Below are 26486 nucleotides of genomic sequence, written 5' to 3' on the forward strand. Positions count from 1 at the left end.
AATAGCCCGCCACGCCAGCGTCACTGGCGGCCCCGCATCACCCCCGCACGCGCCAAGTTGCCCCGCGCAATGGCGTTACGCCACAGCCGCCCTCCGGCGCCGGCGCGAGCGCCGCTCCTCGCCGAAAGCCCGGGGCGGTCCGCCGTTTGCACGATGAGCCTGCTGGGAACTTCCGCGAGAGCGAGGAGAGCCAGCTTGGTGAACCCGCATCTATCCACCGAACCCAAAGCCGCAGACGCGATTCAGGCGGGCCTCGTATTGATGACGGTCGGACGGGGTGGCCGGGTCATCTTCGCCAACCCGTCGGCGCGCAAGATCTCGTTTGCCTACGAGGACCTGGACGGGCACACCCCGCAAGTCACCGACGCCGACGGGAAGCCGCTCGGGCCAGACGAGCGGCCGCGGTCCCGCGCCCTCCGGGGCGAGTCGTTCGGCCCCCTGCTGACGCACTGGAAGACCCGCGAGGGCGACTTCGCGCTCCTCGTCCGGTGCGACGCCGTCGACCACGAGGACAAGCTCGCCGCGCTCACCTTCATCGACGTGACCGCCTTCCAGCGCTGGACGGCGGACACGCGCGCCGCGCTCGCCGCCCGCGACGAGTTCCTGTCCATCGCGGCGCACGAGCTCCGGTCGCCCCTCAACGCCCTGCTCCTCACCATTCATCGCATCAAGCTGCGCATCCCGCCGGACGGATCGCTCCCCGAGCTCGACAGGCTCGTCGACATGTCGGAGCGCCAGATCGATCGCCTGACCAGCCTGGTCCAGAACCTCCTCGACGTGACCCGGATCCGCGCCCACCGGCTCGAGCTCGATTTCGAGCCGAAGGATCTGCTCCAGATCGTGCGTGACGCCGCGGAGGCGATCGCCGAGCACGCTCGGACGGCCGGGACGCCGGTCCAGATCGTGGCCAGCGAGCCCATTTTCGGGCTCTGGGACGGCGCGCGCATCGAGCAGGTCGTGCAGAACTTGCTCACGAACGCGCTGAAGTACGGCGGCGGCGGCCCGGTCGAGGTCTCGCTCGCGCGCGAGGGGACGACGGCCAGGCTCACGGTCCGCGACCACGGGCCGGGCGTCGCCGCGGAGAACCGCGACCGGGTCTTCGAGCCCTTTCAGCGGATCGCCTCCACCTACAAGGCGCAGAGCCTCGGGCTCGGCCTCTACATCGTGCGCGAGATCGTCCAGGCGCACGGCGGCAGCATCGTCATCGAACCCCCCGACGGCGGGGGCGCGGCGTTCGTCGTGCGCCTGCCGATCGAGCAGCAGACGTCGGAGACTGCAGCGAAACCGTTATGACGCGAGAACGTGAAGACCCGAGAGACGCACAGGCACCCTCGACCGAGGACAGGGAGAGCGACCGCCCCAGGGCAGACATCCCGCGGCTGGAGACCGGCATTCCGAGGCTCGATTACATCCTGAAGGGCGGCTTCCTCCGGAACGGCACCTACGCCCTGATGGGGCCGCCCGGGAGCGGAAAGACGATCTTCGGCAACCAGCTCTGCTTCGAGCACATCCGGAGGAGCCCGAGCGCGCGGTGCGTCTATGTGACGCTCCTCGTCGAGTCGCACAGCAAGATCATCCGCCACCTGCGCGGGATGCAGTTCTTCGATGTAGGGATGCTCCCCGATCGCATCTATTACATCAGCGGCTATCCGGCGCTCCGCGATCAGGGCCTGCCGGCGCTGCTGGAGCTCTTGCGCCGCACCCTGCGCGAGCGCCGCGGCACCGACGTGCTCGTGATCGACGGGATCGAGAGCGTCGAGCAGCGCGCGCCGACCGCGCTGGCCTTCCGCGAGTTCGTGCACGAGATCCAGGGGCTCTCGGCCCTGAGCGACTGCACGACGTTCCTCCTGTCGAGCACGCGCGGGCCGTCGCACGCCGAGAACGCGCTCGTGGACGGCGTCATCGAGCTCACCGATCAGCTGATCGGGCCGCGGGCCGTCCGGGAGCTCACGGTGCACAAGTTCCGCGGGAGCGATTGCCTGCGCGGCAAGCACGAGGTCGAGATCGACGCGTCCGGGATGGTCATCCACCCGCGCACCGAGATCCAGTTCGACAGCCCGCCGGCGAGCGCGGCCGAGGAGCGCTGCCGGATGGGCTTCGGGATCGAGAGCTTCGACGCGATGCTCGATGGCGGCTTGCCCTCGGGCTCGACGACCGCCCTCCTCGGGGCGCCCGGCACCGGCAAGACGCTCCTCGGGCTCTCGTTCCTGGCCGAGGGGGCGAGGCGGGGCGAGGCGGGGATCTACTTCGGCTTCTACGAGCCTCCGCCGCGGCTCTGCGAGAAGGCCCGGAAGGTGGGGATCGATCTCGACACCCACATCGAGAGAGGGACGATCCGGCTCATCTGGCAGCCGCCGCTGGAGCACATGATGGACGCGCTGGCGGAGCAGCTGCTCGAGCTCCTGCGCCAGGACCCGACGCCGCGGAGGCGGCTGTTCATCGACGGCATCGAGGGCTTCCGGGCGGCGTCGGTCTACCCGGACCGGATGCCGCGGTTCCTCTCGGCGCTCACCAACCAGCTCAGGATGCTCGACGTGACGACGGTGGTGACCGAGGAGCTCGACCTGTTCACGCCCCTCATCAAGATGCCGAATCCAGAGCTCGGGAACGTGGTCGAGACCGTCGTCCTGCTCCGCTACGTCGAGCTCCGGTCGCAGATCCACCGGCTCATCTCGGTCATGAAGATGCGAGAGAGCGTCTACGACAGGTCGATCCGCGAGTTCGTCATCTCCGAGCGCGGCATCGAGGTGGCGCGCTCGTTCGAGTCGGCGGAGCAGATCCTCTCGGGGCAGGCCCGGCTCCTCGCCGGGCTTTCGCGGAAAGCGGGGGAGCCGTGACGACGGTGCTGGTGGTGGACGACGAGCTCGATCTCCTCGCGTGCATCGAGGGGCTGCTCGAGGACGAGGGGTACTCGGTCGTGACGTGCGCCGACGGCAAGCAGGCGCTCGAAACCCTGCGGGGGTCGCGTCCGGATCTCGCCCTCGTCGACCTGATGATGCCGATCATGAGCGGCTTCGACCTGGTCCAGGCCGTCTCCGCGGAGCGGCGGCTCGACGGCATGCCGATCGTCATCATGAGCGCGGTGGAGCAGCGCCACGAGCTGCTGCAGAAGCTCGGCGACCGGGCGCAGGCCGTCCTCAAGAAGCCGTTCACGGCCGACAAGCTCCTCGGCACGGTCCGCAAGCTGCTCGCGGCGCCCGCGACCGCGCCGGCGCCCTGAGGCGCCGCCCCGGCGGCTCAGACCGCCCGGCGCAGGGGGGTCGGCGGGAACAGGTCCTTCATGTCGAGCGGGAGCTGGCCGCGGAACCCCTCGATCTCGCCGGCGGACACGCTGTCCGCGACCGCCTCGCAGATCGCCTGCAGCACGAAGCCGGCGGCCTCGCGGTCCATGCGCAGCTCGCGGGCGACGTCGTCCTCGATGGTCGCCGTCGTGATGCGCTTGTCGGGCCCGTCGAGGAACGGATCGAGCGACGGGTGGAGCTTGGAGGGGAGCTGCGCGATGAGGTGCCGCGCCTCCTGGGGCGTCACCCTGCGGCAGAGGTTGCCGAGGACGATCTGGAGCGCGAGCTCGGCGCGGTCGCGCTGCTGGAGGCCGCTGTGGCGCTCGACCGCGTGCAGCAGCCGGCCGTAGGCGCTGTCCGCGCGCGCCTTGCGCCGGGTGAGGGCGCGCACGGGGCCGCGCGAGCGCTGCTCGGGGCGCGCGATCCCCTCGGGGTGCAGCGCGCCCCCCGGCTTGAACCGGGCGGCCACCTCGAGCTGCGCGCGCACGACCGAGCCGGCGGCCTCGGCGTCGATGGCGCCGTCGGCGAGCAGGTCGTCCAGGGTCACGACGCCGACGGGCCGCCCTTGCTCGGTCAGCGGCACGCGCCGACACGCATGATCGCGCATGATGCGCACGGCGTCGTCGATCGACGCGTCGATCTCGAGCGTCGCGACCTCGTCCGACATGATGTCGCGCAGCGCGGTGCTGCGCGCGTCGAGATCGCCTGCCACGACCTCGAGCGCGACGTCGCGGTCGGTCACGATGCCGGCGAGGCCCTGGCCGTCGTGGACCAGGACGGCGCCGACGTGGTTGTCGACCATCGCCCTCACCGCGTCGTAAGCGGTCGAGCGCGGGCTCAGAACGATCATTCGCGGGCGTCGGTACTGTTCTAGCGGCATGGCGAGATCCCTCCCCTGGGTAGCGCTGGCGCGTGGGCGCGTTGCACAGCGGCTAGCCAGAACGGTACCAACGTCGAGGACGGCGCGACGATCGCCTCGGTCCGGACAGGCGCGGCTTTCCTGCGCGCGGCCGGGCACGGCGGCGCGCTCTGCATCGTGCCCTTCGAGCGGTGCGGGAGCGGCGCCAAGCGTCCGGCTCGTCACCCGTTACGGCGAGCTCCTCGGCCGCAGACGAGAAATTTCGACGCGCGCTCACAATGCACAGCACGGAACACGCGGCGCTTCGGCGCGCTTGACGGCGTCGTCGCGGTGGTACGAAAGTCGACGCCGCGCTGGGCGGGCCAGCGCGGCGTCGTGGCCCCCCTCGATCCGGCGGGTGAACCGTGCGTGCTTCTCTTCCGCGGAGCCTTCTGCCGCAAGCGGCCGCCGTGGCCGTCGCCCTCGCCTCCATGTTCCCCCGCCAGGCCGCGGCTGCGGACCCCTCTTCGCTGGACCGCGAGGTCCAGGAGCTCATCGACGAGGCGGAGAAGGCCGCCAAGCGGCTCGAGCTCGCTCGCGCGCGCGAGCTCTGGGCGCGGGTCAACGCGCTCAAGCCCATGACCATGGCCATCTGCCAGCTCGGCGTGTTCGATCTCGGCCTCGACCGCCTCGAGGAGGCCGCGGCCGAGCTCGAGAAGTGCGTTGCGCAGATGCCCGCGCCGACCAACGAGATCGAGCGCCGCCGCTACGAGGTGAGGCATGCCGCTCTGGCGGCCGTTCGGCAGCGCGTGGCCGAGCTCCACATCAGCCCCCCGCCGGGCACGGCGCGGCTCCTCGTGGACGGTCGCGAGGTCAGCGCGGGCGGTCCGGTCTTCGTCACGCCTGGGCAGCACGAGGTCACGGCGATGGGGAAGCACGGGCAGGTAGCCCATGCGCTCGTGAAGGTGGCGGCGCGCGAGTCGCGGCGCGTCTCGCTCGCCTTCGAGATCCCGAAGGCTGCCGCCGCAAAGGTCCGTGTGCCGGCTCCGGTCGCTCCAGCGCCGGCGCGCCCCAGGCCGAACCCCTCGATCATCGGCAGCGGCGCGGCCGGCTCCGCGGCCCTGCTCGGCGCTGGCATCGGGCTTCACGTCGCCGGCGACTTCGCCGAGCGCGAAACAGTCGCCAAGGTGACCCGCCTGAACGACGGCTCGATGCTCCATAGCAGCACGGAGTATCGCCGAATCTACGACGAAGCGGACGCGGCCGACACTCGAGCGAGCATGTTCCGTGGCTTCGGCTCGGCTGCGCTCGTCGCCGGCGCAGCGCTCGGCGCCGCGACGATCGTCTACGTCGTCTGGCCACGGAAGGCCGAGATCCGCCCGCGAGGCGCCGGCGCGGAGGTGAGGCTCGTATGGTAGCCGTCGGCGACGTCTGGGAAGGGCACGAGCTGCTCAACGAGGAGCGCGGCATGGTCCGTCACTTCCTCGCGCGGCAGGTCGGCGACACGAGGGTGCTCGTCTGGTTGCACGTCCGCGAGGGCGCGCGCCTCGACGAGGACGTGTTCGCCGAGGAGCTCGCGCGCCTGCAGCGCCTCGCAGGCGAGGTCCCGGAGGTCGTCCCCGTGCTCTACGGCGGGGTGAGCGGCTCCGTGGCGTGGGCAGCGTCGCCCGTGCTCGGCGACGCGGTCCCGCTCCTCGACGCTGCGCGCGGGAGCGAGCTCGGGCCGGATGCTCTCCAGGTGCTGATCGACGTCGGGCGCTGCCTCGTGCGCGCTCATGAGCTCTCTTTCCTCCACGGCGCCCTCAGTCCGGACCGGGTCTTCGTCGTGAGCGATGGCCGAACCGCGATCACGCACTTCGGCTTTGTCCGTCTCTTTCAGCTCGGCGCGGAGGAGGCGCGTCACGACCCGTACGGGTACGCACCGCCGGAGCTCCTCTCCGGGGGTCGGCTGGGACCTCGCGCGGACGTCTACGGTTTCGGCACGCTCATGTACGAGCTCTTGTGCAAGCGCGCCCTCTCGCCGTGGACCACGCCGCCGAGCTTTCCCAGCGGGCTCCCTCCGCTGCTTCAGGCCGTGATCCAGATGGCCCTTGAGGAGAACCCCAAGCGGCGGCAGCCGAGCATCGGCGAGGTGCTCTCTGTCCTGACTCCCTTTGCGCGCGCGTGGGAAGAGCTCGGCAGACCGCCGGACCTTCCCTGCGCGAACATCTTCGCGGAGCCGTCCGGCGCTCGGTGCACGCCGGCCGAGGGAGCGCCGCTCCCGGTGGAGGACGAGGCCCAACCGGTCGCGCCGGCTGAAGCGGGGGGACGCGCCAGCGCGCTCCCCACGCCGCGCCCTTCCGAAGCGCCCGACACGGTCGAGCGCGTGATACCGCCGCAGGACGCGCGGGACGACGGCACCCACGCGCCTTCGGTCGCTCCCCCGCGCCCTCCTGATACGCCCGACACGCTCAAGAGCGCGGTGCCGCCGCGGGACGCGCGGGACCACGCCCCCCACGCGCCTCCGGTGGCTCCGCGGTCGCCTCCAGTACCCGATCTTCCCGACCTCGATCCGATGCTGCCGGTCGCGCCGGCGCCCTCGCCCTCTCCACGTTCCCCGGCGCTGCCCGGCGCGCCGGCGCCCCCGCCCCCTCCGCGCCCGAGCGGCCCCCCAGGGCGACGCTCCTCCGCGCGCTGGTTCGGTGCGGTGTTCGCGCTGGCGTTCGCGCTGGGCAGCGCGGCCGCGGTCCTGTGGTGGGAGCTCCCTCATCGGGCCGTGCTGAGCCTGGGGCCGATCGTCCAGGCTGCCGCAGTCCGAGCCACCCCGCCGCCATTGGCTCGGCCGCTCGATCGATGCCCTGAGCCGCTCCCAGGGGCCGCCGCCCCGCCGCCCGTCGCGGCGCGGCCGCCCGCGAACCGCCCTGCCGCTCCCCCGGGGCAGGCCATGAACACGCCGGCGCAGGGGCCCGATCTCTGTGACGGCTTCGTCCCTTGTCAGAAGGTCATTTACTGAGCAGCGGGAGGGGTTCTCATGCGGTCGAGCGCTTGCTTTGTAAGTGTCGCCGTCGTGCTGACGGCGTGTGGGGACGGGCTCGAGGCCTACGGTGTCGCTGCCCCGCGGACCGACGACAACGCCGTATGGCTCTGGACTGGCGAGAGTCCCGATGCGCCGGCGTGTCCGGGTCACCGGCTGGATTTCTGGGAGGGTTGGGCCGACATGGGTGCCGTCGAGGAGTGCGGCGTGTGCACGTGCGGACCAGCCCTGTGCACGTTGCCGTCGAGCGTGACAGCGCACAGGTCGCTGCGCTGCGGCGACTACGGAACCCAGATCGCCTTCGATGATCAAGCTGCGGACGAGGAACAATCGGGCGTGTGCCGCAAGGCTGCCCCTCCTGTGCCAGGCGAGGTGTTCGCCTCGGTCACCTTCGAGCCGCCGACCCTCGCTGCCGAGTGCGTTGCCTCGCCGTCGTTCGACCCCCCTCCGATCTCCGCGCGCTTTGCAAAGGCATGTCCGATGGGATTAGGCATTCGACAAGAGCATGAGTGGCAAGCGTGCATCTCCCCCGAAGATGACGGCACGTGTCCGCCCGGGTTCAAATTTCGATGGGAATTCAAGGAACGAATCGCAGACGCGCGGACATGCACCCCATGTTCCTGCGAGGCTCCGGTGGGTGGGAGCTGCGAGGCTGAATTGCTCGTGTATGCCGAAACCAGCTGCACCACCAAGATCATCGGGGGTGGGTTCGGCGTCGACCAGAACGACAATCGGTGCACCGACCTCGATCCCCTTCCGATCGCGGCGATGCGTGCGGTACTCACCCGGCAAAGGCCGGGCACGTGCGCGCCGACGTCGCCCGTCTCCCGGGTAATCGGCGATCTCGTCAGCGGAGAGCGGCGCGTTTTCTGCTGCTCCAACAACTTCAACTGAAGGGCGGTACCCACGATGCGGTCGAATGCATCATCCATCCTTGCAGTGTTCGCACTACCAGGTTGCTACTCGATAGACCTTCCACCAGAGCTACCGGAGCCCGATCTAACAAAGCAAGTCTACGTCCTCATGGAGGGCGCTGGAGCATTCAAGCAATGCGAGGCGTTCAGCGCGGAGCTTGCGTGGGAAGGGTACTTCGAGGCGCAGGGGTTCAGCGCCGAGGACAAGTGTGAGCCCTGCGAATGCACGCCCTCCGAGTGCGCGCTGCCGTCGAAGGTGACCGCCAACGCGTCGGTTTGTCCTGGCGAGGACGTCGTCGGCATGCTTGAAGCCGGCGCGTCGTGGGACGGTTCCTGCACAGCGGCGGCGGAGCCGATCCCGAGCGACGCCTTCGCTACAGTAACCTTCGAGCCGCCGGTCCTCGCCCCGTGCACTCCGGTGTCTCCGGTGCCGAAACCGTCGATGGGCAGTCTACGGTTCGTCAGGGTCTGCAAGTCCGATCCTCCCGGGTATGCACCGTCGCTCAGTGTGACGTGCTACCCTCCTCAGGAAAACGGCGAATGCTGGAAGGGCTACGACCGCAAGTTCGAATATCCCATGCTCAACGACACCCGCCAATGCTCCCCGTGCTCTTGCGGCGCGCCGAGCGGCGGAAGCTGCACGGTGAAGACCACGCTGTACCAGGATCCGTACTGCGTCAGCGATATCGCGGCCGAGGTCATCGCCGATCAAGATAAACCTATTTGCACCAGGACGACGAATGCGCCGCTTGCGTCGATGCGATCGCGGTTCACGGTGAACGAGCCTGGCACGTGCGCCCCGTCGACCGACTCCGAGATCGTGAGCGGTTCCCTGGAACGCGGGGTCACACACGTTCTGTGCTGTGATCGCTAGGCGCTGACAGGTGGACACGGCGGCGGCGCGCGCCGAGCTCGCCGGCGTCCGCCTCGGCTTCCGCACCCGTGCCCCCGAGGATGGCGCCCGCGCCGCGCTCGCGCTCCAGGCCGTCGTCGCCGGCATCATGCCCGAGCTCGGCCAGGTGGCCGGCGGCGAGCTCAGGGCCCTGCCACCCCCGCCGCGACCCCCTCTCCAGGGGGGGCCGATCCCACGACGCCCACCAGGTGTGGCATGCCGCTCGCAAACCTGTCATCGCGGGCCGGAGTCGGCGCCGCGGGGACGGACACATGGGCAGCAGGATCATCCTGGGAACGGCCGCGCTCGTGAGCATGACGGCCTGCGAAGCGGCGGAGGAACCTGGCAAAGCGGGAGCGGACGGCCGCGAAGCAGAGCAAGCCGAAGGCGCGCCGCCGAGCTTCGTGTTCAGCGTGGACCGGGCGATCACGGCAGAGGACGCGATCCCGCAGATCCTGAACGCTGGGCACCCTCAGCTCGCCGCCGCGTGTGCCGAGTACCCCGGAGCGTTGATCCGCGTATTCAACCCGCTTACCTTGGGCACCTACGAGGACGTGACGTGCTCCGCGGTGCTCGACGGCGAGGGAACCGGGAAGGCCAACGCGGCGCTCGCCAACGCTGAGGGCGGCGGGCCGATCGGTGAGGCGCAGCAGGAGCTCTCGCCGTTTTCGATAGGCTGCGGTGTCTTCGTGGGCGCAGCAGCTCTCGTTGCGCAGTTTGGTGTGTGCCCGCGTGCGAGGACGGAGCGAGCCAGGAAGCGCTGCGATTCCTGGACAGGCGGTGAATTCGTCGGCCTCGGCGTGCTGTGCGGGCTCTTCTGAGGCGCATCGATGACGACCGACCCCAGGCCGCTGAGAGTCCTCGGGATTCTGCTGTGCGGAGGGCTGCTGGCTGCTCCGACGGTGGCGAGCTACCACGAGCCACTGCAACCGATGGGCCTGAACGTCATCCGCGCCCTGTTCCCGCTCTGGATCGCCTTGCTCATCCAGTTGTGCATCGACGAAGGCCGCGCACGCGAACGGGCCGCGCGCGAGGGGCGTGGAGAGTGAGCACGGGACAACGCGAGCCTCGCGCAGAACCTACCAGCCGAAGCCGACCTGACCAGGACCAGAGAAGCCAGCGCCGAACTCGCGCTCGAGGCCCTCGTCGTCGGCGTCGTGCCCGAGCTCGGCCGGCTGTTTCGGTGCCGTGCCCGAGCTCGGCCACGTGGACAGCCGACGCAAGGGAATGGCTAGACAGGATCAACCCAAGTCCACACCTCCGAGAAGAGACACATGTAGATCGTCGCGTCGCCCATCATCACCACAGTCATCGCCACATCCGGCACGACCTCGTTCCCGAGCTCCGGCGGGATCGGTCGGTAGCCGGGGTACGTGGCCTCGATCTCCCGAGCGATCTCGCGCGCCACCGGCTCCTCCTCCGGAATACCGGGTAGGTGGATCCCGTAGTATGGCCCGAGCAGGGACACGTGAAAGCTGAGCGCCGTTTCGTCGATGAGCCAGATACGGGCCGAGTAGGCCGAGTCGACCCACCCTGCCAAGATGTGAAGCGACTCGTTTTGAAGACGGTATCGATCCCCCAACCTGTCGATCATGGCCTTCCACCTTGGGTACTCCGCTCGCCCACGGTTTGCGGCTTCCACCAGGCGGCGGTGCTCCTCCGTGTCCTTGTAGACGGGCTCGCCCGGAGGCACGTAGATGCGATCGGTGTTGTGCACGCCCCGCGGGTAGAATCGGTAGACGACGTCGAGCAGCTCGGAGCGAGTCATCATCATGGATTTTTCACCCTAGCCCCGAGCCCCTTGTACTTGGATTTGAACGTCGCCCGCGTCTGTTCGATGAATCTGCTACAGAATATTCCCTGCGGGAGATCGTAGTCCATGCGGTTTGCTACCTCCTCCGTAGCCTCCTCGCTGAGGCTGGCTGCACGGTCTGCATCGATTCGTCCATAAATCTCAGTCCGGAGCGGCATGCCGATGGTAAAAGCGCAGGACCAACTCTTAGCCTTATGCGGCACAGTAAGTCTCTTAAAATTCAGTTTGGCCTTGGCTTCTTGCCACCCTGCGCCTCCACCCGTAGCATCGTCATCGGTGATGACGACAAACATGAAGTCCGACGGTTCGAAATTTACGTATATCCATGGGGCCATTCCAGGCGGCGGACACTTCGAGCTGCACGCATCGCTGCAGCTCAAGACGGTCGCTCCGTCTCCTGCTATGTCGCCGAATTCAGGGCAGGGGTCTTGCGGGCTCGTCGTGCTCTCTGTCGGCCTCTCCGAGCTGTCGCGTGGGCTCTCTTCTTCGTGTTCGTGTTCGAGCTCCCATTTGTTGCACGCGATCTTGCGCTCGCTGCCGTCGTTGGGCCCGTCCGGCGGCTCCGCCCCGAAGTCCCCCGATGAGGCGGAGGTGAAGACGGGGACGGGATCATAACCTGGACCCGCACCTACGCCCGAGCTTCGTTCCTCGACAGGATAGCAGTCTCCTATCGTCCAGTTGCACGCAGCCAGCGTCCAAACCGAGATGGCCAAGATCGACAACAGGAATCTTCTCGCGTTCATTTCGCACTCCATCGAAGCACAGGACCAGCAACGACGACGACGGACACGTAGCCCGGGAGCACAAGACTACCGCCGCCGATCCAATTCACATTGGCGCTGACCGACACCCCCAGCGGTCCGGCGACGTACGCGCTCGACTGCGCGTGGCCGCCCACGGCCACGCCACCGACGCGGCCGCACAAGGTGATGCCGCACGCCGGCACGGCGTAAAGCGCGACCGAAGGCCCCGCGCTGATGTTGCCATCCTTCCAAGCGTACCCGAGGTCGACCGAGGTCTGGTTGTAGACCCCGAACCCGTCCTCCTGCGGCGGAGGTAGGATCGTGCACAGGTCGTGCACCGTGAACAGGATGTTTCGCTGGATGGGCCACGAGATGCCGGCATGCGGCCCCACCGCGAGGCGCGGAACGGTACCGGCCTGAAGCCACCCGAAGCTCACGCCGGCGCTCAGCTCGGATGCTCGTGCTTGCGCCGGTCCGGCGAGGACCGGGAAGACCACCAGGGCCGCCCCTGCGATCCGCCGGCCTCTCTTGCCCATCGTTCCCTTTCCTCTCTCGCGACGGACGAGCAACGTGTCGGCGCGGGCCATCTTTCCGATCGTGGAATAGAACGTCAACCCCAATTGGGGCGGGGACACCCCGACGGTCGTGGGTCCTACCGCCGAGAGCGGACGGGAGGGCGACGCAGGGGCGAGGCGACCTGGGGCACGCCGGGCCAGGGCGAACAGATAGCGGCCGCGGGGTCGAGGTGGACACCGGCGCGCGGAGGCGTCGCCGGCGTCGAGGTTCACCTGGATGACTCCGGGCGCGAAGTCGGCACGGCGCGGGTCGGCCAGCTGGCGCCCGTTCTGCGCGGCGTACATGGCGCCGGAGCAGACAGCAAGGCCGCGCGCGAGGTGATCAGCGTAGGCGCGGCTCGGCAGCTCGACGACGCCGAGAGGCTCGCCGGCCGGGGCAATAGCGGCGGACGCCCTCGAGCAGCAGCGAGAACTGCGGGACCGTCCGGGCTGCGGTGCATGGTGCCGGCGGCTCGCCGCGGGGACCACGCCGAGCTCGCGCTCGAACTCCTCGTCACTGGCGGACGGTCCAGGCTCGGCCAAGTGGCCGGCGACGGCCCCGAGCCTCGCGCGGCGCTTCCGCCTGGAGGAGATGATCCGCTCGTGTTCCAGGAGCCCAACGCCGGGGACCTCTCGACGCCGGTCGCGCCGTGGTGGTGCTCCAGGAGCTCGACGCCCGGCCTCGACGCCGACAACGCCGCGCTGGTGCTCCAGGAGCTCAACGACGGAGGCCTCGACGCCGGCCGCGGTGCGCTGGTTGGAGGAGATGATCCCTGCCGAGGTGCGAGCCGCCCGACCTCTTTCTCTCCCCCAAGGCGTATCGGCCACGACCGCGCCGCCGCGCACGTGGCGCCGCCGAACTCGCCTCGAGCGTCTCGCGGCGAAGCGCCCGAGCTCGGCCAAGTGGACGGCGGCCGCCCAGGGGAATGCCTACGGATCGACCCAAGTCCACACGACCGAGAAGAGGCACACGTAGATCGTCGCCTCGCCCATCAACACCGTGGCCATCGACACATCCGGCACGACCTCGTTCCCGAGCTCCGGCGGGATCGGTCGGTGACCGGGGTACGCGACCTCGATCTCTCGAGCGATCTCGCGCGCCACGGACTCCTCCTCGGGGATGCCGGGGAGGTGGATCCCATAGTATGGCCCGAGCAGGGACACGTGGAAGCTGAGCGCTGTTTCGTCGGTAAGCCAGATGCGTGCCGAGTACGCCGGGTCGGCCCACCCCGCCAACAGGCTGAGCGACTCGTTCTGAAGACTGTATCGATCCCCCAGGCGGCGGATCATCGCTTTCCACGTTGGGTACTCCGCTCCCCCTCGGTTTGCAGCTTCCACCAGGCGGCGGTGCTCCTCCGTGTCGTCGTAGAAGGGCTCGTTAGGAGGCACGTAGATGCGCTCGGTGCAACGTACGCCCCGCGGGTAGAAGCGGTAGACGACATCGAGCAGCTCGGAGCGAGTTATCTTCATGGATTCTTTACCTTGGCGCCGAGTCGCGGCAACTTGGACTTGAGCACAGCCTCCACCTTCTCGTAAGCCCGAGCTCGGCCAAGTGGGCGGCGACCGCCCAGGGGAATGGCTACGGATCCACCCAAGTCCAGACGTTCGAGAAAAGGCAGGCGTAGATCGTCGCCTCGCCCATCATCAACCCATCCATGTCCACATCCGGCGCCACCTCGTTCCCGAGCTCCGGTGGGATCGGCTTGTGGCCTGGGTACGTGGTCTCGATCTCCCGAGCGATCTCGCGCGCCACCAGCTCCTCCTCGGGGATGCCGGGGAGGTGGATCCCGTAGTATGGCCCGAGCAGGGACACGTGGAAGCTGAGCGCCATTTCGTCGGTGAGCCAGATGCGGGCCGAGTATGCCGGGTCGCTCTCCCCCGCCACCAGGCTGAGCGACTCGCTTTGAAGGCCGTATCGATCCCCCAGGCGGTGGATCATCGCTTCCCACGTTGGGTACTCCGCTCGCCCGCGGTTCGCAGCTTCCACCAGGCGGCGGTGCTCCTCCGTATCGACGTAGACGGGCTCGCCCGGAGGCACATGGATGCGCGAAATTTTATGCACGCCCCGCGGGTAGAAGCGGTAGACGACGTCGAGCAGCTCTGAGCGAGTTGTCTTCATGGGTTCTTTACCTTGGCGCCGAGTCGCGGTGACTTGGACCTGGGCACAGCCTCCACCTTCTCGCGCGCCCGAGCTCGGCCAAGTGGGCGGCGGCCGCCCAGGGAAACGGCTACGGATCCGCCCAAGTCCACACGACCGACAAGAGGCACACGTAGATCGTCGCCTCGCCCATCGACACCCCATCCACGTCCACATCTGGCACCACCTCGTTCCCGAGCTCCGGCGGGATCGGCTGGTAGCCGGGGTACGTGGCCTCGATCTCTCCTGCGACCGCCGCCGGCATCTCGTCGGGCTCGCCCCTGCTGTGGACTCCATAATAGGGCCCGAGAAGGCTCACGTGGAAGCTGAGCGAAGCCCTGCTGCTGAGCGAGGGAACGGGCTCTAGATCCTTCGGGCGATAGATGCGGGCCGAGTACGCCGGATCGCTTCCCCCCGCCAACAGGTGGACGGACTCGTTCTGAAGGCGGTATCGATCTTTCAGGCGACGGATCATCGCCTTCCACGTCGGGTACTCCGCTCGCCCGCGGTCTACAGCTTCCACCAGGCGGCGGTGCTCCTCCGTGTCCTCGTAGACGGGCGCGTTGGGAGGCACATGGATGCGCTGGATTTTCTGCACGCCACGTGGATAGAAGCGGTAGACGACGTCGAGCAGCTCGGAGCGATTTGTCATCATGGACTCGTTGCCCTGGCGTCGAACGACGGACACGTGGCCCGGGAGCACCTGGCTGCCCCGCCGACCCAGCTCACGTTGGCGCTCACCGACACCCCCAGCGGTCCGGCGACGTACGCGCTCCACCAGGGCCGCCCCTGCGATCCGCCGGCCTCTCCTGCCCATCGTTCCCTTTCCTCTCTCGCGACGGACGAGCGACGTGCCGGCGCGGCCATCCTTCCGATCGTGGAATAGAACGTCAACCCGAATTGTGCCGGGAACACCCCGATCGCCGTGGTCCTACCGCCCAGAGCGGACGGGGAGGGCGACGTGGGGGCGAGGCGACCTGGGGCACGCCAGGCCAGGGCGGCGGCGGTCGTCGGGGCGGGCTCGCCCTGTGCGGCGAGGCCTCCAAGAGAGGCCCAGCCGGCCTCCGACGTCAGCGACGGCGCCGGATGCCGAGGACGAGCGCGGCGCCCATGCCGACGAGCACGAGCAGGGTCACGATGACCCACACCCAATCCCGGGGATCCGAGCTAAAGGAGACCGCCGTCGCACCGCACCCGGGAGACAACGTTCTTTTCATCAGGCAACCCATCCTTCCATCGACTGCCCCTTCCGGTCCGCCGGAGGGTGCGTATCCCGCCGGGGTGCTCCTCGACGCCGCGGCCCCGCTCTCTGCCCCGGCGCCATCGTCGACGCCAGCACAATCGCGCGCTCGCCGGCATCCTCCTCTACACCGCCGCTCGACACCCGCGGCCGCGCCGCGGTCGACGAGGCCGCGGCGCCGAGCCCGCGCTCGAGACCTCTCCGGCGACGGCCCCAGCCTCCCCCGCACCGGCCCCGCGCCTCCCCCGCACCGGCCCCGCGCCTCCCCCGCACCGGCCCCGCTCGCAGGGCTCACGCGGGAGCGAACGTCGTTCATCCTCCGCCGCCCGCCAGCACCGTCTCTCCACCTCGCTTGTCGAGCTCGATGACCCGGCAGGGCGTCGCCTTCCGGATCCGCTCTGCCAGCGGGCGCGAGTGCGTCGTGATCCACAGCTGGCTCCGGGATGCCGCGTGCACGAGCAGATCCCCGAGCGGCCCGAGCAGATCCGGATGCAGGCTCGTCTCCGGCTCGTTCAGCGCCAGGAGCAGCGGAGGCCTCGGGCTCAAGAGCGCCGCCAGCAGGCAGAGATAGCGCGCCGTGCCGTCCGAGAACTCGCGGGCGTCGAGCGGCCGCGACATCCCCGGCAACCCGAGCTCGACGCGGAACCGCCCCTGCGTCGAGGAGACCTCGAGCGACGCGCCCGGGAACGCGTTCTTGATGGCATCCTGCAGCGCGCCCCTGTCGCCGATATCGAGGATCGTCGCCAGCGCCGCGGCCAGATCGTGGCCATCGGTGCTGAGCACCGGCGTCCGCACCCCGACCTGCTCGACCCGGAGCGGCGCGCCGGAGTCGGTGCGGAAGTGATGATAGAACCGGAAGTTCATCAGCTGTTGCCGCACCACCGAGAGGAGCGGAAAGCGGTGCGGCTCCACCACCTGCGACAGCACCGACTCCGAGCCCCAGAGCGAGAAGGGGAAGGCCACGCGGTGGCCGTCCGCGTCGCGCACGAACGCCGAGCCCGCGGCCCGCTCCAGCATCGGCAGGCGCCGGCGCTTGTCGAGCAACCACAGGTTCTCTTCCTTGATGTCCGGGTCCAGCGCGAACGGCCCCCCAGGCGGCGGCGTCAGCCCGCACTGAAGCTCGTAGACGAGCTGATCCAGCCGCACCCGCAGCGTCATCCGCACCGGGCCTTTGCTGCGCTGGCCGGCCCAGAGCACCGACGGCATCCCCCCCTCCTCGGCGAGCGTGCGCGCGAAGCTCCCGCTCGCCGCGGCGCCGAGCAGCACCATGGTGCGATAGAGATTGGTCTTGCCGACGCCGTTTGGTCCGACGATGACATTGACCTGCGCGAGCGGGAGGGTCAGCTCGCGGATCGAGCGATACCCGGCGACGTGGAGCTCCTGGACCGTCATCCCGCCCAGGATAGCCCCACGCCGGCCGCTTCGACACCGGCCGCGACCGCCTAACCCCCTGAGCCCTTCGTGCGCGCTGGCTCATGCAGCCGTGGCACGACCGTCGCAGCTGCATTCCATGCGCGGCGGACTTAGGCGCGCGCCGCGACAGCACCATTCCGTCGTCGAGCCTCCATTGACGCGCTCGCGACGGCCCCGATAGCCTGTCCGGCCATGCCCGCACCTATCATCGAACAAGACGCCTCGCTGGAGAGCGTCCTCGAACAGAACACCCATACCCTGACATGGCTGCTCGCCTATCCCTTCACCCAGGGTCTCGCCGCCCCGTTCCAGGCGCAGCAAGAACGGTGGATGGCGGTCGATCGTCAGGAGATCCTCCTCTGGATGGACATCCTCAAAGCGACGACGCAGGTCAGCGTCGCGGACGAGGCGCTCGACGCCCTCGTCGACGCCATCGCCAACACCATCCTCGCCGAGGCCGGCAACGACCGCAGCGCGCCGCTCTACACTCTCTATTTCGGCAACCAGCGCCCCAGCGACCTCAAGCGGCCTGTCCTCGGCGGTCAGCTCGAGACCATGCGCGCGTGGCTGCCCTCCCTCACCGGCGGAAGCCAGGCGCTCCGCGCGCTCGGCGAGCAGCTCGCCGCGGCGATTCAAAAGGCCGACGCCGCGACCGCGGCGCTCGCCGCCGCCAAGCAGAAGAACCGCGAGTTCCGCACCGTCGGCGAGCGCAAGGCGTTCATCGACGCTCAGAACGCCCTGCGCAAGTCCACCTACGGCGCGCTGTCCGAGATGCCGCACAAGCACCCGGACAAGCGCCTTCCCAACACGTTCGCCGATCTCTTCTTCAAGCGCCTGCCGCGCCGCAAGACCGCGGCCGAGGAGCCGGAGCCGGCGACGGCCGCCGAGCTCACCGCCAAGATCGCCGAGGTCGAGCAGCAGCTCGCCGCGCTGAAGACGCGCTACACCGAGGTCCTCGCCGCCGAGGAGGTCTCGGCGCGCGAGAAGGCGCAGCGCGAGGCCGACGCCGCCGCCCTCGCCGAGGCCGAGAAGGCGGCCGAGGCCCTCGCCGCCCGCGTCACCGCCCTGCGCGCCAAGCTCGGCCGCTGAGCGCGCCCGCCGCCGCTACCGCCGGGAACCCGCCGCAACGCTTGACAATCGTTCCCCCGCATGCCGGGGACGCCGCGTCGACGCTCGACGGCCGTTCCCCCGCACCGCGCGCCGTCAGATCCGACTTGACAAGAGGCTCCCCCGCGCTTCGGGGAGCGATCGCCGAGGCTCGCCCCCGCGGCCGCGGCGCGCCGAGCCGATCGCAGGAACCATCGACGCGCGGGTCCGAGCGGCGCAGAGGAGCGGTCGAGCGCCAACGACGGCGCCCCGGAGCGCCGGGGCAGGTCCTCCCGCGGCGGGGCGCCCTCCTCCGACGGGCGGGGAGCGGTCCTTCGACGTCGCCGCGCCGCTCCCCGCGCGCCGGGGCGCCGGTAGCGATCATTCCTTCGCCGTCACCGCGCCTGCTGCCTCGCCGGCGTGACGGGGTCGCTCGCCGGCGCCTACTTCTTCGCCGTCCCGACGGGCACGAGCCGCACCATCCGGTGCAGGAGCCCGTCGACCCGCTGCAGCCAGCCGCGCCAGGCGGCGTACTGGGCCACCGGGATCGTCGACCGGTCGAGGACCACGCGCTCCTTCACCACGACCGCGTTCCTGCCCGGCGCCTTGGCGAACGAGATCGACGCGCGGCCGAAGTCGCCGCCGTTCTCGTCGCCGCCCGGCGGGAGCTCCGCGAACGCGTACCCCGCGGGGGCGACGATCGTGATCGTCCGGTTGTGGTGCCGCGGCGCGAGGCTCGGCGGCAGGACCACGGGCAGCGTGCGCTTCACGAGCGGCGCGAGCTGCGACGTCAGCGTGGACGTGCCCGAGAGCGGCACGGCGAGCTCCGCGCCCTCGCGGCGCGCGAGCCCCTCGGTGCGCGCCTCGAACTCGAGCGTCGCCGCCCCGTGCGGCAGATCGGCCTGGAACGCCACCTTGGGCTTCACGTCGACGGTCGGGAACCAGCCGTACGCGAGGTACTGCTCGACCCACTGCGCCCGCGCGTCGGCCTCCGCCAGGTTCGACCGGAGCTCGAACGCCGCGTCGCCGATGTGCCGCTCCCTCGCCGCGAGCTCGCCCGCGCCCGACGGCTGCAGCGCGATGGTCCACTCGGCGTCGACGCCGTGATCGGCCGGCGAGCTCGCCGGCGTCTCCACGATCTTCGGCGGCCCGTCGTCGACGAACAGCGCCAGCGTGCGCGCGTCCATCGCCGGCAGCGGCCCGAGCCGGCTCTGCGGGCTCGTCGCGTCGAGCCACAGCCCCGGCGCGCCGCCCGCGCCCGGCAGGTACGCGATGCCGTGATCGAACACCGGGATCGCCGCCACCTCGCTCCGGAGCAGCGAGGGCTGGCCCGTGTAGCGCGTCTGCACCAGCACCTCCGTCGCGTCGATGCCGATCGACTTGAGCAGCGTGATCAGCAGCATCGCCTTGTCGTCGCAGTCGCCCTGGCGCCGCGCGAGGAGCTCCTGCGGGCGGTTCGGCAGCCACCACTCGCCCGAGACGAAGTTCACGTACCGGATGTCGTCGGCGACGAAGTCGAAGAGCGCCCGCAGCTTGTCCTCGCGCGTGGTCTTGCCCTTCGTGAGCTCGGCGGCGAGCCGGCGGACCTGATCGTCCGGCTCCGTGAAGCCGGCGACCGCGCCCCGGTACCACTCCCGGAAGTCGTGCCAGCCGTGGAACGTGGAGCCGACGACGACCGGCAGCACCTCGGCGAGGTGCGGGGCGAGCGGCTCCTCCGGCACCTCGGGCGGGTCGTCCCAGATGAACCGCGTCACCTGGCGGCCGTCCTTCTCGGACCGGAGCACCCGCTCCGCCTTGCCGTTCAGCACGTCGATCGCCAGGCCGTCGCTCGTCGGCGAGTCGACGACGACCTCGTTGTAGAGGATCGGCCGCGTGTCGGTCGAGCCGACGTAGTCGATGAAGTAGAACGGCGCGTCGCCGCGGCGGCCGACGGGGCCCGGGGTCCACGCGCGCACCGCGACCTCCACCACGTCGCCGGCCGCGAGCTTGGGCCAGCGCACGAACGGCCGCTGCCCGCCCGCGCCCTGCTCGTCCGGCGGCGCCACCGTGCCGTCCTTGCGGTGCACGCGCGCGAACAGGAGCTCGGTGTCCTCGGCCTCGGCGGGGATGTCGCGCTCGTAGAGGTCCTGATCGGTGCGCGGCTCGATGACGATCTCGCGCGCGTAGTGCATGAGCTGCGAGACGCGCTTGTCCGGGTGGTACGTCACGACGCGCACCCAGTGGAGCTGGCGGTCGGCCACCTCGCCCTTCTTCGCCGGCTCCTTTCGCCCGCGCTCGAGGAAGACGCCGGGCGCGACGAGGTACTGCTCGTCGCGCATGCGCCGCCGGCCCGGCGCGCCGGCCGCGCCCTCGCCGAGGCGGAGCGCGAGCTCGGCCTTGAGGAACGGGTCGCCCGGCGCGAGGTCGCGCGCCCGCGCGAGCGCGCCGTTCGCGAGCGCGGCCGCCGCGGCGCTCGCCTGGCCCTGCCGGACCGCCGCGAGCGCCTGGAACGCGGCGGGCTGGTTCGGCGCGACCTGCGTCGCATACGACAGGACCTCGCGCGCCCACGCGACGCGGCCCGCGTCGTGGAGCGCGCGGCCGATGCGGATGACGTCCTCGGCCGACGTCTGCTGCGCGAGCGCGCCGGCGGCGGCCACCTCCAGCGCGGCGCCGCCCTCGGGCTCGAACGCGAGCACGTAGTCCGCGCCCCGCGACTCGGGCGCGATCTCGGCGAGCCTCCGCGCGGCCCGCAGCGCGAGCGCCGGATCGAGCCGGGCCGCGGCCGCGATCTCCTGCCAGACGACGACCGGGGTCCGGTCCTTCTGCTCGCGCTCGACCGCGAGCAGCTCCTCGAGCCCGGCGCGCGCGAGCCCCGAGGTCCCGAGCTTCTTCTCGACGAGGCCGCGGAGGACGCGCGCCTCGGGGTCGCGCGCCGAGCGCAGCGGCTCCTCGCGCAGCACGGCGGCCGCCCAGTCGGCGCGGTCCGAGGCGAGGTGGGCCGCGACGAGCCTGCGCTGCGCGAACGAGGCGGTGGCCCGGTCCTTCTCGGCGAGGCCGCGGGCGCGCGCGGCCTCGAGCCAGCCGCTGCGGTTCGCGCCGAACGGCGACACCCACCCGGCGAGGGCGAGCGCGTCCGCGGAGATCCCCGGCGACCGCGTCACGCGGTCGAGCAGGCCGGGGGCGCGGGGCGATCGCTGGTCGTCCGCGCCGCCGAGCGTGCGCGCCACGACGGCCGTGAGGGTCTGCTCGATCTGCTGCGGCGCCTGCGCCGCGCCCGCGCCGAGCGCCCTGTCGAGCGCCGTCGCGACGGCGGTCGACCGCGACGGCGCGGCCGGGGGCGGCGCGAGCCTCGTGAGGTCCGACGAGGTCGCGAGCGCCACCGGACGGCGCTGCTCGTCGGTGAAGCGCACGCGGACGCGCCCCTCGTCGGCGACGGCGCCGGTGCACACCTTGAGGGCGAGCAGGTGATCGCCCGCGGGCGCCTCGATCCGCGCGGCGATGCGATCGAGCACGAGGCGCTGGTGGGCCGCGTCGCTGGAGGCGACGTCCGCGCCGTCCCACGCGAGCCGCACGGCGCCGGTCGCGGCGACGTGAGCGAGGATCGGCTTGCGATCGAGCGCGGCGGGGACGGTCACGCGCGAGGCGAGGTAGGTGCAGCTCTCGGCGCGGGGATGGATGTAGAGGTCGAGCGGCACGCCGCGCGCGGTCGCCGCGGCGGGCAGCACCCGGCGCCACGCGACGTCGTAGACCCCCCAGGCGTAGCGGGCGCTCATGTCCGAGACGCGCTGGCCTTCGGCCTCGGGCCCCTCGCGGCGCGCGAGCCCGCCGCCCGAGTTGTCCTGGAACGGCCCGAGGATGGCGAACGCCTTCACGAGCCCCGACGGGTCCGGGGGCGCGTCGTACGAGACGGCGCGCGCGCCGGGCCACGTCGCCGCCGGCGGCTCGGGGGCGAGCGAGGCCGCGAGCCAGCGCGCCTCGTCGGCGAGCGGCGAGGCGGACGCCGCGATCTGCGCGAGGCCCTCGCGCGCGCGGCCCTGCGCGGCGCGATCGGAGAGCGCCGCCGCGATCACGAGCCCCGCGAGCGCGTCGTCGCCGCCCCGCCGCGCCCGGGCCAGCGCGGCGTCGAGCATCTCGTCGGGCGTCGCGGCGGTCCACCGCGGCGCGATCGCGATACGCGCGCGCTTCTCGGCCGCCGGCGCGCCCGCGGCCGCCGGCGCGCCCGCGGCCGCGGCCGCCGGCGCGCCCGCGGCCGCGGGCGCGCCCGCGGCCGCCGGCGCGCCCGCGGCCGCCGGCGCGCCCGCGGCCGCGGGCGCGCGCGGATCCACCTTCGCGCCGCTCGGACGCCGCGCCGGCGCGCCGCCCGCCGCGGCGCCGCCCGCCGCCGGCGCGGCCGCCTTGGCGCCGCCCGGGCGCGGCGCCTGCGCGTTGCCCACCGCGGGCGCGACGGCGATCGCGAGCAGCGCCGCCAGGCATCCGCCCCGGCGCGCCGCGCGCCCCGCGCGCCGATCTCGTCCTCGTCGATCGCCTCGATCTTCCCCCGGCGAGCTCCGCTCCATCGATCCTCGCTTCCGGGCCACGGCATAGCGCGTGCCCGATCGCGGCGCGAGCGCGGCGATCGCGCCGGGTCGCGCGGCGCGGCCGCCCCGCGGGGTGAAGCCGTGCGCGAATTTGGCCGCCGGGCTCGCGGCCCACTAGCCTGCTCCCATGCGCCGCGCGTCACGATGGTTGCTCTCGGCGGTGATGGCCCTGACCACCCTCACGGCCTTGCCAGCGTCGACCTTCGCCCGCGAGACCAAGGTCGAGTGGAAGAGCGTCGACGTGCCCGCGGGCGAAGGCCAGGCCCAGCGGGCGCGCGCCCTGCGCGGCCTGCTCAAGAGCGCCGCGAAGAAGGCGGATTTCGGCAAGGCGAAATCGGTGGTCTTGAGCGCGCGCGTCGCCGAGTTCACCTCGGTCACGCGGGGCGACGTGCACCGCGTGACCTGCACCATCGTCGGCCGCGTCGTCGGCGGCCCCACCGCCCGCTCGCGCATCTCGTTCGGCGGCAGGCCGTCCGAGCGGCAGGCGCTGGAGAAGCAGGTGCTCTCGATGGTCGCGAGCGGCGTCGTCGGCCGGCTCGCCGCGATCGTCCGCGCGCGCGCCTCCGCCGATTGACCCCGCGCTCGGGATCGCGCCGCGCCGGCCTCGACCTCGTCCGGGATCTGGACTACGACGGCCGGCGCGTCATGGAACTGGACCGGATGGTGAGCGAGCTCTTCGAGGAGGAGGAGCTCGCCCGCGAGATGGCGCGGAAGCTGATAGCGATGGCGCAGCGCTCCGCGGACGAGGCCATCGCCGAGCGCGGGAGCCTGCTCGCGTTCCTCCGCGGCCCGATGGAGCGGCACATGCGCTACGAGGAGGCCGCGATCTTTCCTCATTTCCAGGCCCGCGGGCTCGCCGAGGAGGTCCAGGTCGCGCTGAAGCAGCACGCCGCCGTGCGCGAGGCGACCGAGGCGCTGGCGAACGTCGCGCAGGCCGGCGACGTCGCGGGGAGCATCGTGAATGTCGCCCGCCTGCTCCTGCACCATACAAATTTCGAGGGCGACTACATTTATCCGGAGCTCACCCGCGACGAGTGGCGCGAGCTGATGAAGGAAACCGTTCGTCAGGGGATCTGAGGTGGTGCGCAGGAACTCGACACAGATGTTCCCCTCGACGTAGGCTTTTGCCGCCGTGTCTACCGCAGCTGGTCAGGTGCTGAGCGAGCGCTACCGCCTCATCCGACCCGTGGGGCAGGGCGCGCAAGCCTCGGTGTGGGTCGCCGAGCACCTGGCGCTCGGCACCCAGGTCGCCGTCAAGCTCATCGATCCCGAGCTCGCGAAGCAGGAGGACGCCCGCGAGCGGTTCCGCCGTGAGGCGACCGCTGCAGCGCAGCTGCGCAGCACGCACGTCGTGCAGATCCTCGATCACGGCATCGAGGGCGAGCAGCCGTTCATCGTGATGGAGCTGCTCGAGGGCGAGGACCTCTTCGAGCGGCTCGCGCGGAGGCGCCGCCTCACGCTCCAGGAGACGTCGAAGATCGTGACGCAGGTCGCGCGCGCGCTCACCCGCGCGCACGGGGCCGGCATCGTGCATCGCGACCTCAAGCCCGAGAATTTTTTCCTCTGCGCGAACGAGGACGACGAGGTCGTCAAGATCCTCGACTTCGGCATCGCCAAGGTGGGCCACGGGAAGCGGGCCGCCCAGCGCACGACGGTCGGGACGCTCATGGGCACGCCGCACTACATGAGCCCGGAGCAGGTGAAGGGGCTCCGGGAGGTCGATTTCCGCGCCGACCTGTGGGCGCTCGGCGTGATCGTCTACCAGTGCGTGACGGGCGAGCTCCCGTTCGACAGCGAGGGGGTCGGCGACCTGCTGATCAAGATCTCGCTCGGCGAGATCCCGGTGCCCTCGCGGGTGAACCCGGAGCTGCCGCCGAGCTTCGACGCGTGGTTCGCGCGCGCGTGCGATCGCGATCCGGACCAGCGCTTCAGCAGCGCGCGCGACCTCGCGGAGTCGCTCGCCCGCATCGCCGAGCTGTCGACCGAGACGGCGGCGAGCAGCGTGAGCTCGCCGCGGCCGCCGCCGATGCCGCCCCGCCCCGCGCCGACGCGCCCGCCGGCGGCCCCGCCGCGGCCGGCGATGGGCTCGACGATCCCCAAGGCGCCGCCGCTGCCCCAGGTGGGCGACCCCGCCGGCGCCATCTCGACGCGCTCGCCCGAGCGGCGGCCGAGCGAGCAGGCCGCAGACGCGGCGGCAGCTCCGCTGTCGGCCAGGCCGAGCGTGAGGGCCCCGGCGCGGCCGAGCGAGCGGCCGCCGGCGCCGCCGCGGCTCACCGAGCGGCCGCCGCTCACCGAGCGCTCGCCGCTGTCTGCCAGGTCCGGCGAGCGGCCTCCGATGCCGCCGCGCGCCACCGAGCGGCCTCCGGCGCCGCCGCGCGCCACCGAGCGGCCTCTGACGCCGCCGCGCGCCACCGAGCGACCTCCGGCGCCGCCGCGCGCCACCGAGCGGCCTCTGACGCCGCCGCGCGCCACCGAGCGGCCTCCCCCGGCGCCGCCGCGCGCCGCCGAGCGGCCTCCGGCGGCGTCGCTGGCTCCGGTCGGCGAGCAGCCGCCGGCCTCGTCCCAGCGGATCGAGCGGCCGCCGCTCTCCGCGGGCACGCCGCTCCCTCCCAGCGCGCCGCCCTCCACGGGCTCGCCGCCCTCCACGGGCTCGCCGCCCTCCGCGGGCGCGCCGCGCTCCACGAGCGCGCCGCTCGCCACCGGGACGCCGCGCTCCCCGAGCGCGCCGCTCCCTCCGGGCGCGCCGCCCGCCGCGGGCACGCCGCTCCCTCCGGGCGCGCCGCCCGCCGCGGGCGCGCCGCCCTCCGCGGGCGCGCCGCCCTCCGCGGGTGCGCCGCTCGCCACCGGGGCGCCGCTCGCCACCGGGGCGCCGCTCTCCGGGCCGCCGAGCAGCACGTCGCCCACGGCGGACGGCGTCGAGGCCCCGCCAGGCTCGGAGCCGCTGGCGCTGGCGCGCAGCAAGGCGCCGCGGAAGGAAGCCGACAGCGCGCCCTCGCTCGTCGACGTCGACATCGAAGAGTTCGACGACGACGCGATCGACACCGACGTCGACGAGCCCTGGGCGGCGCCGGCCGCGCCCGCGGCGCTCGCCCCGCGGGCCGACGCGACGCCCGCCTCCGGCGAGCCCGCCGCCCACGCGCCGGCCGAGCCCGCAGGTCCTGCGCCGGCCGAGCCCGCGATGCCGGCGCTCCAGAGCGGCGCGCCCGTCGCGCCGAGCGCGCCGGGCGAGCCGCCGCCCGCGGCGCAGACGCCGCGCGAGCCCTCGCCGCACGAGGCCGATCCGCGCGCGACCGCGCGCGAGCACGACGAGCCGCCGAGCCACGAGCTGCCGGAAGAGCCCCGCGACAGCGTCAGACGAGCGGCCGTCGCGGCGGCCGTGGCCGCGCCGCCCCCCGCCTCGCTGCGCGCGTCGCGGCCGCTCGAGCCGCCGGTCGCGCCAGCCGTCGCCCCACCGGCTCGCGCCGTGCCCTCCGGCGAGACGCCGGAGCACTGGATGAAGGCGTCCAGCGTGAGCGGGCTGGCGCAGGAAAGCGAGCTTCTGGAGTTCGACCCCGGCTCGCGCCGGCGCCGGCGTGTCCGCTGGGCAGCGCTCGCGCTGGTGGCCCTCGCCGGCGTCGTCGCCTGGCAGGTCCTCCGCTCGCAGCGCCTGCCGCAGAGCGCGCCGGCGGCCGAGAGCGAGACCCCGCCGCCCGCCGCCGCGCCTGCGCCTGCGCCGCCGCAGGAGCCCGCGCCCGAGCCCAGCGCCACGGCGTCGGCCCCCCCGACGGCCGCGCCCGCGGCGCAGCCGTCGGCCAGCGCCTCCGCGACGGCGCCGCCGCGGAAGCGGCGCCCGGCGCCTCCACCGAAGAGGCAGCGCAAAGAGCCGGCCAAGGTGGACGACCTGACGATCGAGATCCCGACCCCGCCCTCGGAGCCGGCCGGGGAAGAGCCGGCCTCGCCCCACGGAGAGTCGCCCCCAACGGCGTCGCCTCCCCAGGAAGAACCGGCCCCGCACGCAGAGTGAAGA

General features: G+C 71.9%; 24 protein-coding genes. 13 read left to right on the forward strand and 11 right to left on the reverse strand.

Annotated elements, in window-relative coordinates:
- Nucleotides 1–261 precede the first annotated feature (261 nt).
- Genes NQZ70_RS46285 through NQZ70_RS46295 form a run of 3 tightly spaced genes read left to right on the forward strand, consistent with a single transcriptional unit; the run spans nucleotide 262 to nucleotide 3220 of the window.
- On the forward strand, nucleotides 262–1293 hold the full coding sequence (locus NQZ70_RS46285; RefSeq protein WP_165374502.1) for a sensor histidine kinase KdpD: 1032 nt from the start codon (nucleotides 262–264) through the stop codon (nucleotides 1291–1293).
- Nucleotides 1290–2837, forward strand: coding sequence for an ATPase domain-containing protein (locus NQZ70_RS46290; RefSeq protein WP_129579929.1), 1548 nt, complete (start codon nucleotides 1290–1292; stop codon nucleotides 2835–2837). Before NQZ70_RS46285 ends, NQZ70_RS46290 begins: the two co-directional genes overlap by 4 nt.
- The gene (locus NQZ70_RS46295) at nucleotides 2834–3220 is read left to right on the forward strand and encodes a response regulator (protein ID WP_129579930.1); all 387 of its coding nucleotides are present in this window, start codon (nucleotides 2834–2836) and stop codon (nucleotides 3218–3220) included. The genes NQZ70_RS46290 and NQZ70_RS46295 overlap by 4 nt, the downstream gene beginning before the upstream one ends.
- A 17-nt stretch (nucleotides 3221–3237) precedes the next feature.
- Here the strand turns inward: NQZ70_RS46295 and NQZ70_RS46300 are convergent, their stop codons facing one another.
- Entirely contained in the window at nucleotides 3238–4131 is an 894-nt protein-coding gene (locus NQZ70_RS46300) for a DUF2267 domain-containing protein (RefSeq protein WP_129579931.1), read from the reverse strand.
- A 458-nt stretch (nucleotides 4132–4589) separates the two neighbouring features.
- Here NQZ70_RS46300 and NQZ70_RS46305 point away from each other — a divergent pair, with 458 nt between their 5' ends.
- The 6 genes from NQZ70_RS46305 (at nucleotide 4590) to NQZ70_RS46330 (ending at nucleotide 9987) form a co-directional block, all read left to right on the forward strand.
- Nucleotides 4590–5537: a hypothetical protein gene (locus NQZ70_RS46305; protein WP_237244666.1), complete on the forward strand. Its 948-nt coding sequence runs from the start codon at nucleotides 4590–4592 to the stop codon at nucleotides 5535–5537.
- Entirely contained in the window at nucleotides 5531–7111 is a 1581-nt protein-coding gene (locus NQZ70_RS46310) for a protein kinase domain-containing protein (RefSeq protein ID WP_129579933.1), read from the forward strand. Before NQZ70_RS46305 ends, NQZ70_RS46310 begins: the two co-directional genes overlap by 7 nt.
- Before the next feature lie 204 nt (nucleotides 7112–7315).
- The gene (locus tag NQZ70_RS46315; RefSeq protein ID WP_207217654.1) at nucleotides 7316–8026 is read left to right on the forward strand and encodes a hypothetical protein; all 711 of its coding nucleotides are present in this window, start codon (nucleotides 7316–7318) and stop codon (nucleotides 8024–8026) included.
- Nucleotides 8027–8155: 129 nt separating this feature from the next.
- Nucleotides 8156–8920: a hypothetical protein gene (locus NQZ70_RS46320; protein ID WP_129579935.1), complete on the forward strand. Its 765-nt coding sequence runs from the start codon at nucleotides 8156–8158 to the stop codon at nucleotides 8918–8920.
- 290 nt (nucleotides 8921–9210) lie between these two features.
- The gene (locus NQZ70_RS46325; protein ID WP_129579936.1) at nucleotides 9211–9759 is read left to right on the forward strand and encodes a hypothetical protein; all 549 of its coding nucleotides are present in this window, start codon (nucleotides 9211–9213) and stop codon (nucleotides 9757–9759) included.
- Between the two features lie 9 nt (nucleotides 9760–9768).
- Nucleotides 9769–9987: a hypothetical protein gene (locus NQZ70_RS46330; RefSeq protein WP_129579937.1), complete on the forward strand. Its 219-nt coding sequence runs from the start codon at nucleotides 9769–9771 to the stop codon at nucleotides 9985–9987.
- Between the two features lie 30 nt (nucleotides 9988–10017).
- Here the strand turns inward: NQZ70_RS46330 and NQZ70_RS46335 are convergent, their stop codons facing one another.
- The 9 genes from NQZ70_RS46335 to NQZ70_RS46375 form a co-directional block, all read right to left on the reverse strand.
- Nucleotides 10018–10161: a hypothetical protein gene (locus NQZ70_RS46335; RefSeq protein ID WP_207217655.1), complete on the reverse strand. Its 144-nt coding sequence runs from the start codon at nucleotides 10159–10161 to the stop codon at nucleotides 10018–10020.
- Nucleotides 10162–10169: 8 nt separating this feature from the next.
- On the reverse strand, nucleotides 10170–10712 hold the full coding sequence (locus tag NQZ70_RS46340) for a hypothetical protein (protein WP_129579938.1): 543 nt from the start codon (nucleotides 10710–10712) through the stop codon (nucleotides 10170–10172).
- Nucleotides 10709–11494, reverse strand: coding sequence for a hypothetical protein (locus NQZ70_RS46345; protein WP_129579939.1), 786 nt, complete (start codon nucleotides 11492–11494; stop codon nucleotides 10709–10711). Before NQZ70_RS46345 ends, NQZ70_RS46340 begins: the two co-directional genes overlap by 4 nt.
- A complete protein-coding gene (locus NQZ70_RS46350; RefSeq protein ID WP_237244667.1) occupies nucleotides 11491–12030 on the reverse strand; it encodes a hypothetical protein in 540 nt (179 codons plus the stop codon). The genes NQZ70_RS46345 and NQZ70_RS46350 overlap by 4 nt, the downstream gene beginning before the upstream one ends.
- A 948-nt stretch (nucleotides 12031–12978) precedes the next feature.
- On the reverse strand, nucleotides 12979–13518 hold the full coding sequence (locus tag NQZ70_RS46355) for a hypothetical protein (protein ID WP_129579940.1): 540 nt from the start codon (nucleotides 13516–13518) through the stop codon (nucleotides 12979–12981).
- A gap of 109 nt (nucleotides 13519–13627) precedes the next feature.
- Complete coding sequence (locus NQZ70_RS46360; RefSeq protein ID WP_129579941.1) at nucleotides 13628–14167, reverse strand: hypothetical protein; 540 nt, start codon at nucleotides 14165–14167, stop codon at nucleotides 13628–13630.
- Nucleotides 14168–14276: 109 nt separating this feature from the next.
- Nucleotides 14277–14837 carry a hypothetical protein gene (locus NQZ70_RS46365; protein WP_237244668.1) on the reverse strand — a complete coding sequence of 187 codons (561 nt, stop codon included), beginning with the start codon at nucleotides 14835–14837 and terminating at the stop codon, nucleotides 14277–14279.
- Between the two features lie 418 nt (nucleotides 14838–15255).
- Nucleotides 15256–15402, reverse strand: a complete 147-nt coding sequence (locus tag NQZ70_RS46370; RefSeq protein WP_165374504.1) for a hypothetical protein — start codon at nucleotides 15400–15402, stop codon at nucleotides 15256–15258.
- A gap of 335 nt (nucleotides 15403–15737) precedes the next feature.
- Nucleotides 15738–16817, reverse strand: coding sequence for an AAA family ATPase (locus NQZ70_RS46375; protein WP_129579943.1), 1080 nt, complete (start codon nucleotides 16815–16817; stop codon nucleotides 15738–15740).
- A gap of 213 nt (nucleotides 16818–17030) precedes the next feature.
- Between NQZ70_RS46375 and NQZ70_RS46380 the strand changes: the two genes are divergently transcribed.
- Nucleotides 17031–17927 (forward strand): hypothetical protein, encoded by an 897-nt coding sequence (locus NQZ70_RS46380; RefSeq protein WP_129579944.1) that lies wholly within the window; start codon nucleotides 17031–17033, stop codon nucleotides 17925–17927.
- 440 nt (nucleotides 17928–18367) lie between these two features.
- Here NQZ70_RS46380 and NQZ70_RS46385 read toward each other — a convergent pair whose 3' ends face one another.
- The gene (locus tag NQZ70_RS46385; RefSeq protein ID WP_129579945.1) at nucleotides 18368–22459 is read right to left on the reverse strand and encodes a transglutaminase-like domain-containing protein; all 4092 of its coding nucleotides are present in this window, start codon (nucleotides 22457–22459) and stop codon (nucleotides 18368–18370) included.
- A gap of 148 nt (nucleotides 22460–22607) precedes the next feature.
- On the opposite strand from NQZ70_RS46385, the gene NQZ70_RS46390 reads away from it, so the two are divergent.
- Genes NQZ70_RS46390 through NQZ70_RS46400 form a run of 3 tightly spaced genes read left to right on the forward strand, consistent with a single transcriptional unit; the run spans nucleotide 22608 to nucleotide 26483 of the window.
- Nucleotides 22608–23054, forward strand: coding sequence for a hypothetical protein (locus NQZ70_RS46390; protein ID WP_129579946.1), 447 nt, complete (start codon nucleotides 22608–22610; stop codon nucleotides 23052–23054).
- Complete coding sequence (locus NQZ70_RS46395; RefSeq protein ID WP_129579947.1) at nucleotides 23051–23557, forward strand: hemerythrin domain-containing protein; 507 nt, start codon at nucleotides 23051–23053, stop codon at nucleotides 23555–23557. The genes NQZ70_RS46390 and NQZ70_RS46395 overlap by 4 nt, the downstream gene beginning before the upstream one ends.
- A 55-nt stretch (nucleotides 23558–23612) precedes the next feature.
- A complete protein-coding gene (locus NQZ70_RS46400) occupies nucleotides 23613–26483 on the forward strand; it encodes a serine/threonine-protein kinase (RefSeq protein WP_129579948.1) in 2871 nt (956 codons plus the stop codon).
- Nucleotides 26484–26486 lie beyond the last annotated feature (3 nt).

Source organism: Sorangium sp. So ce836 (assembly GCF_028553905.1).
Taxonomy (GTDB): domain Bacteria; phylum Myxococcota_A; class Polyangia; order Polyangiales; family Polyangiaceae; genus Sorangium; species Sorangium cellulosum_D.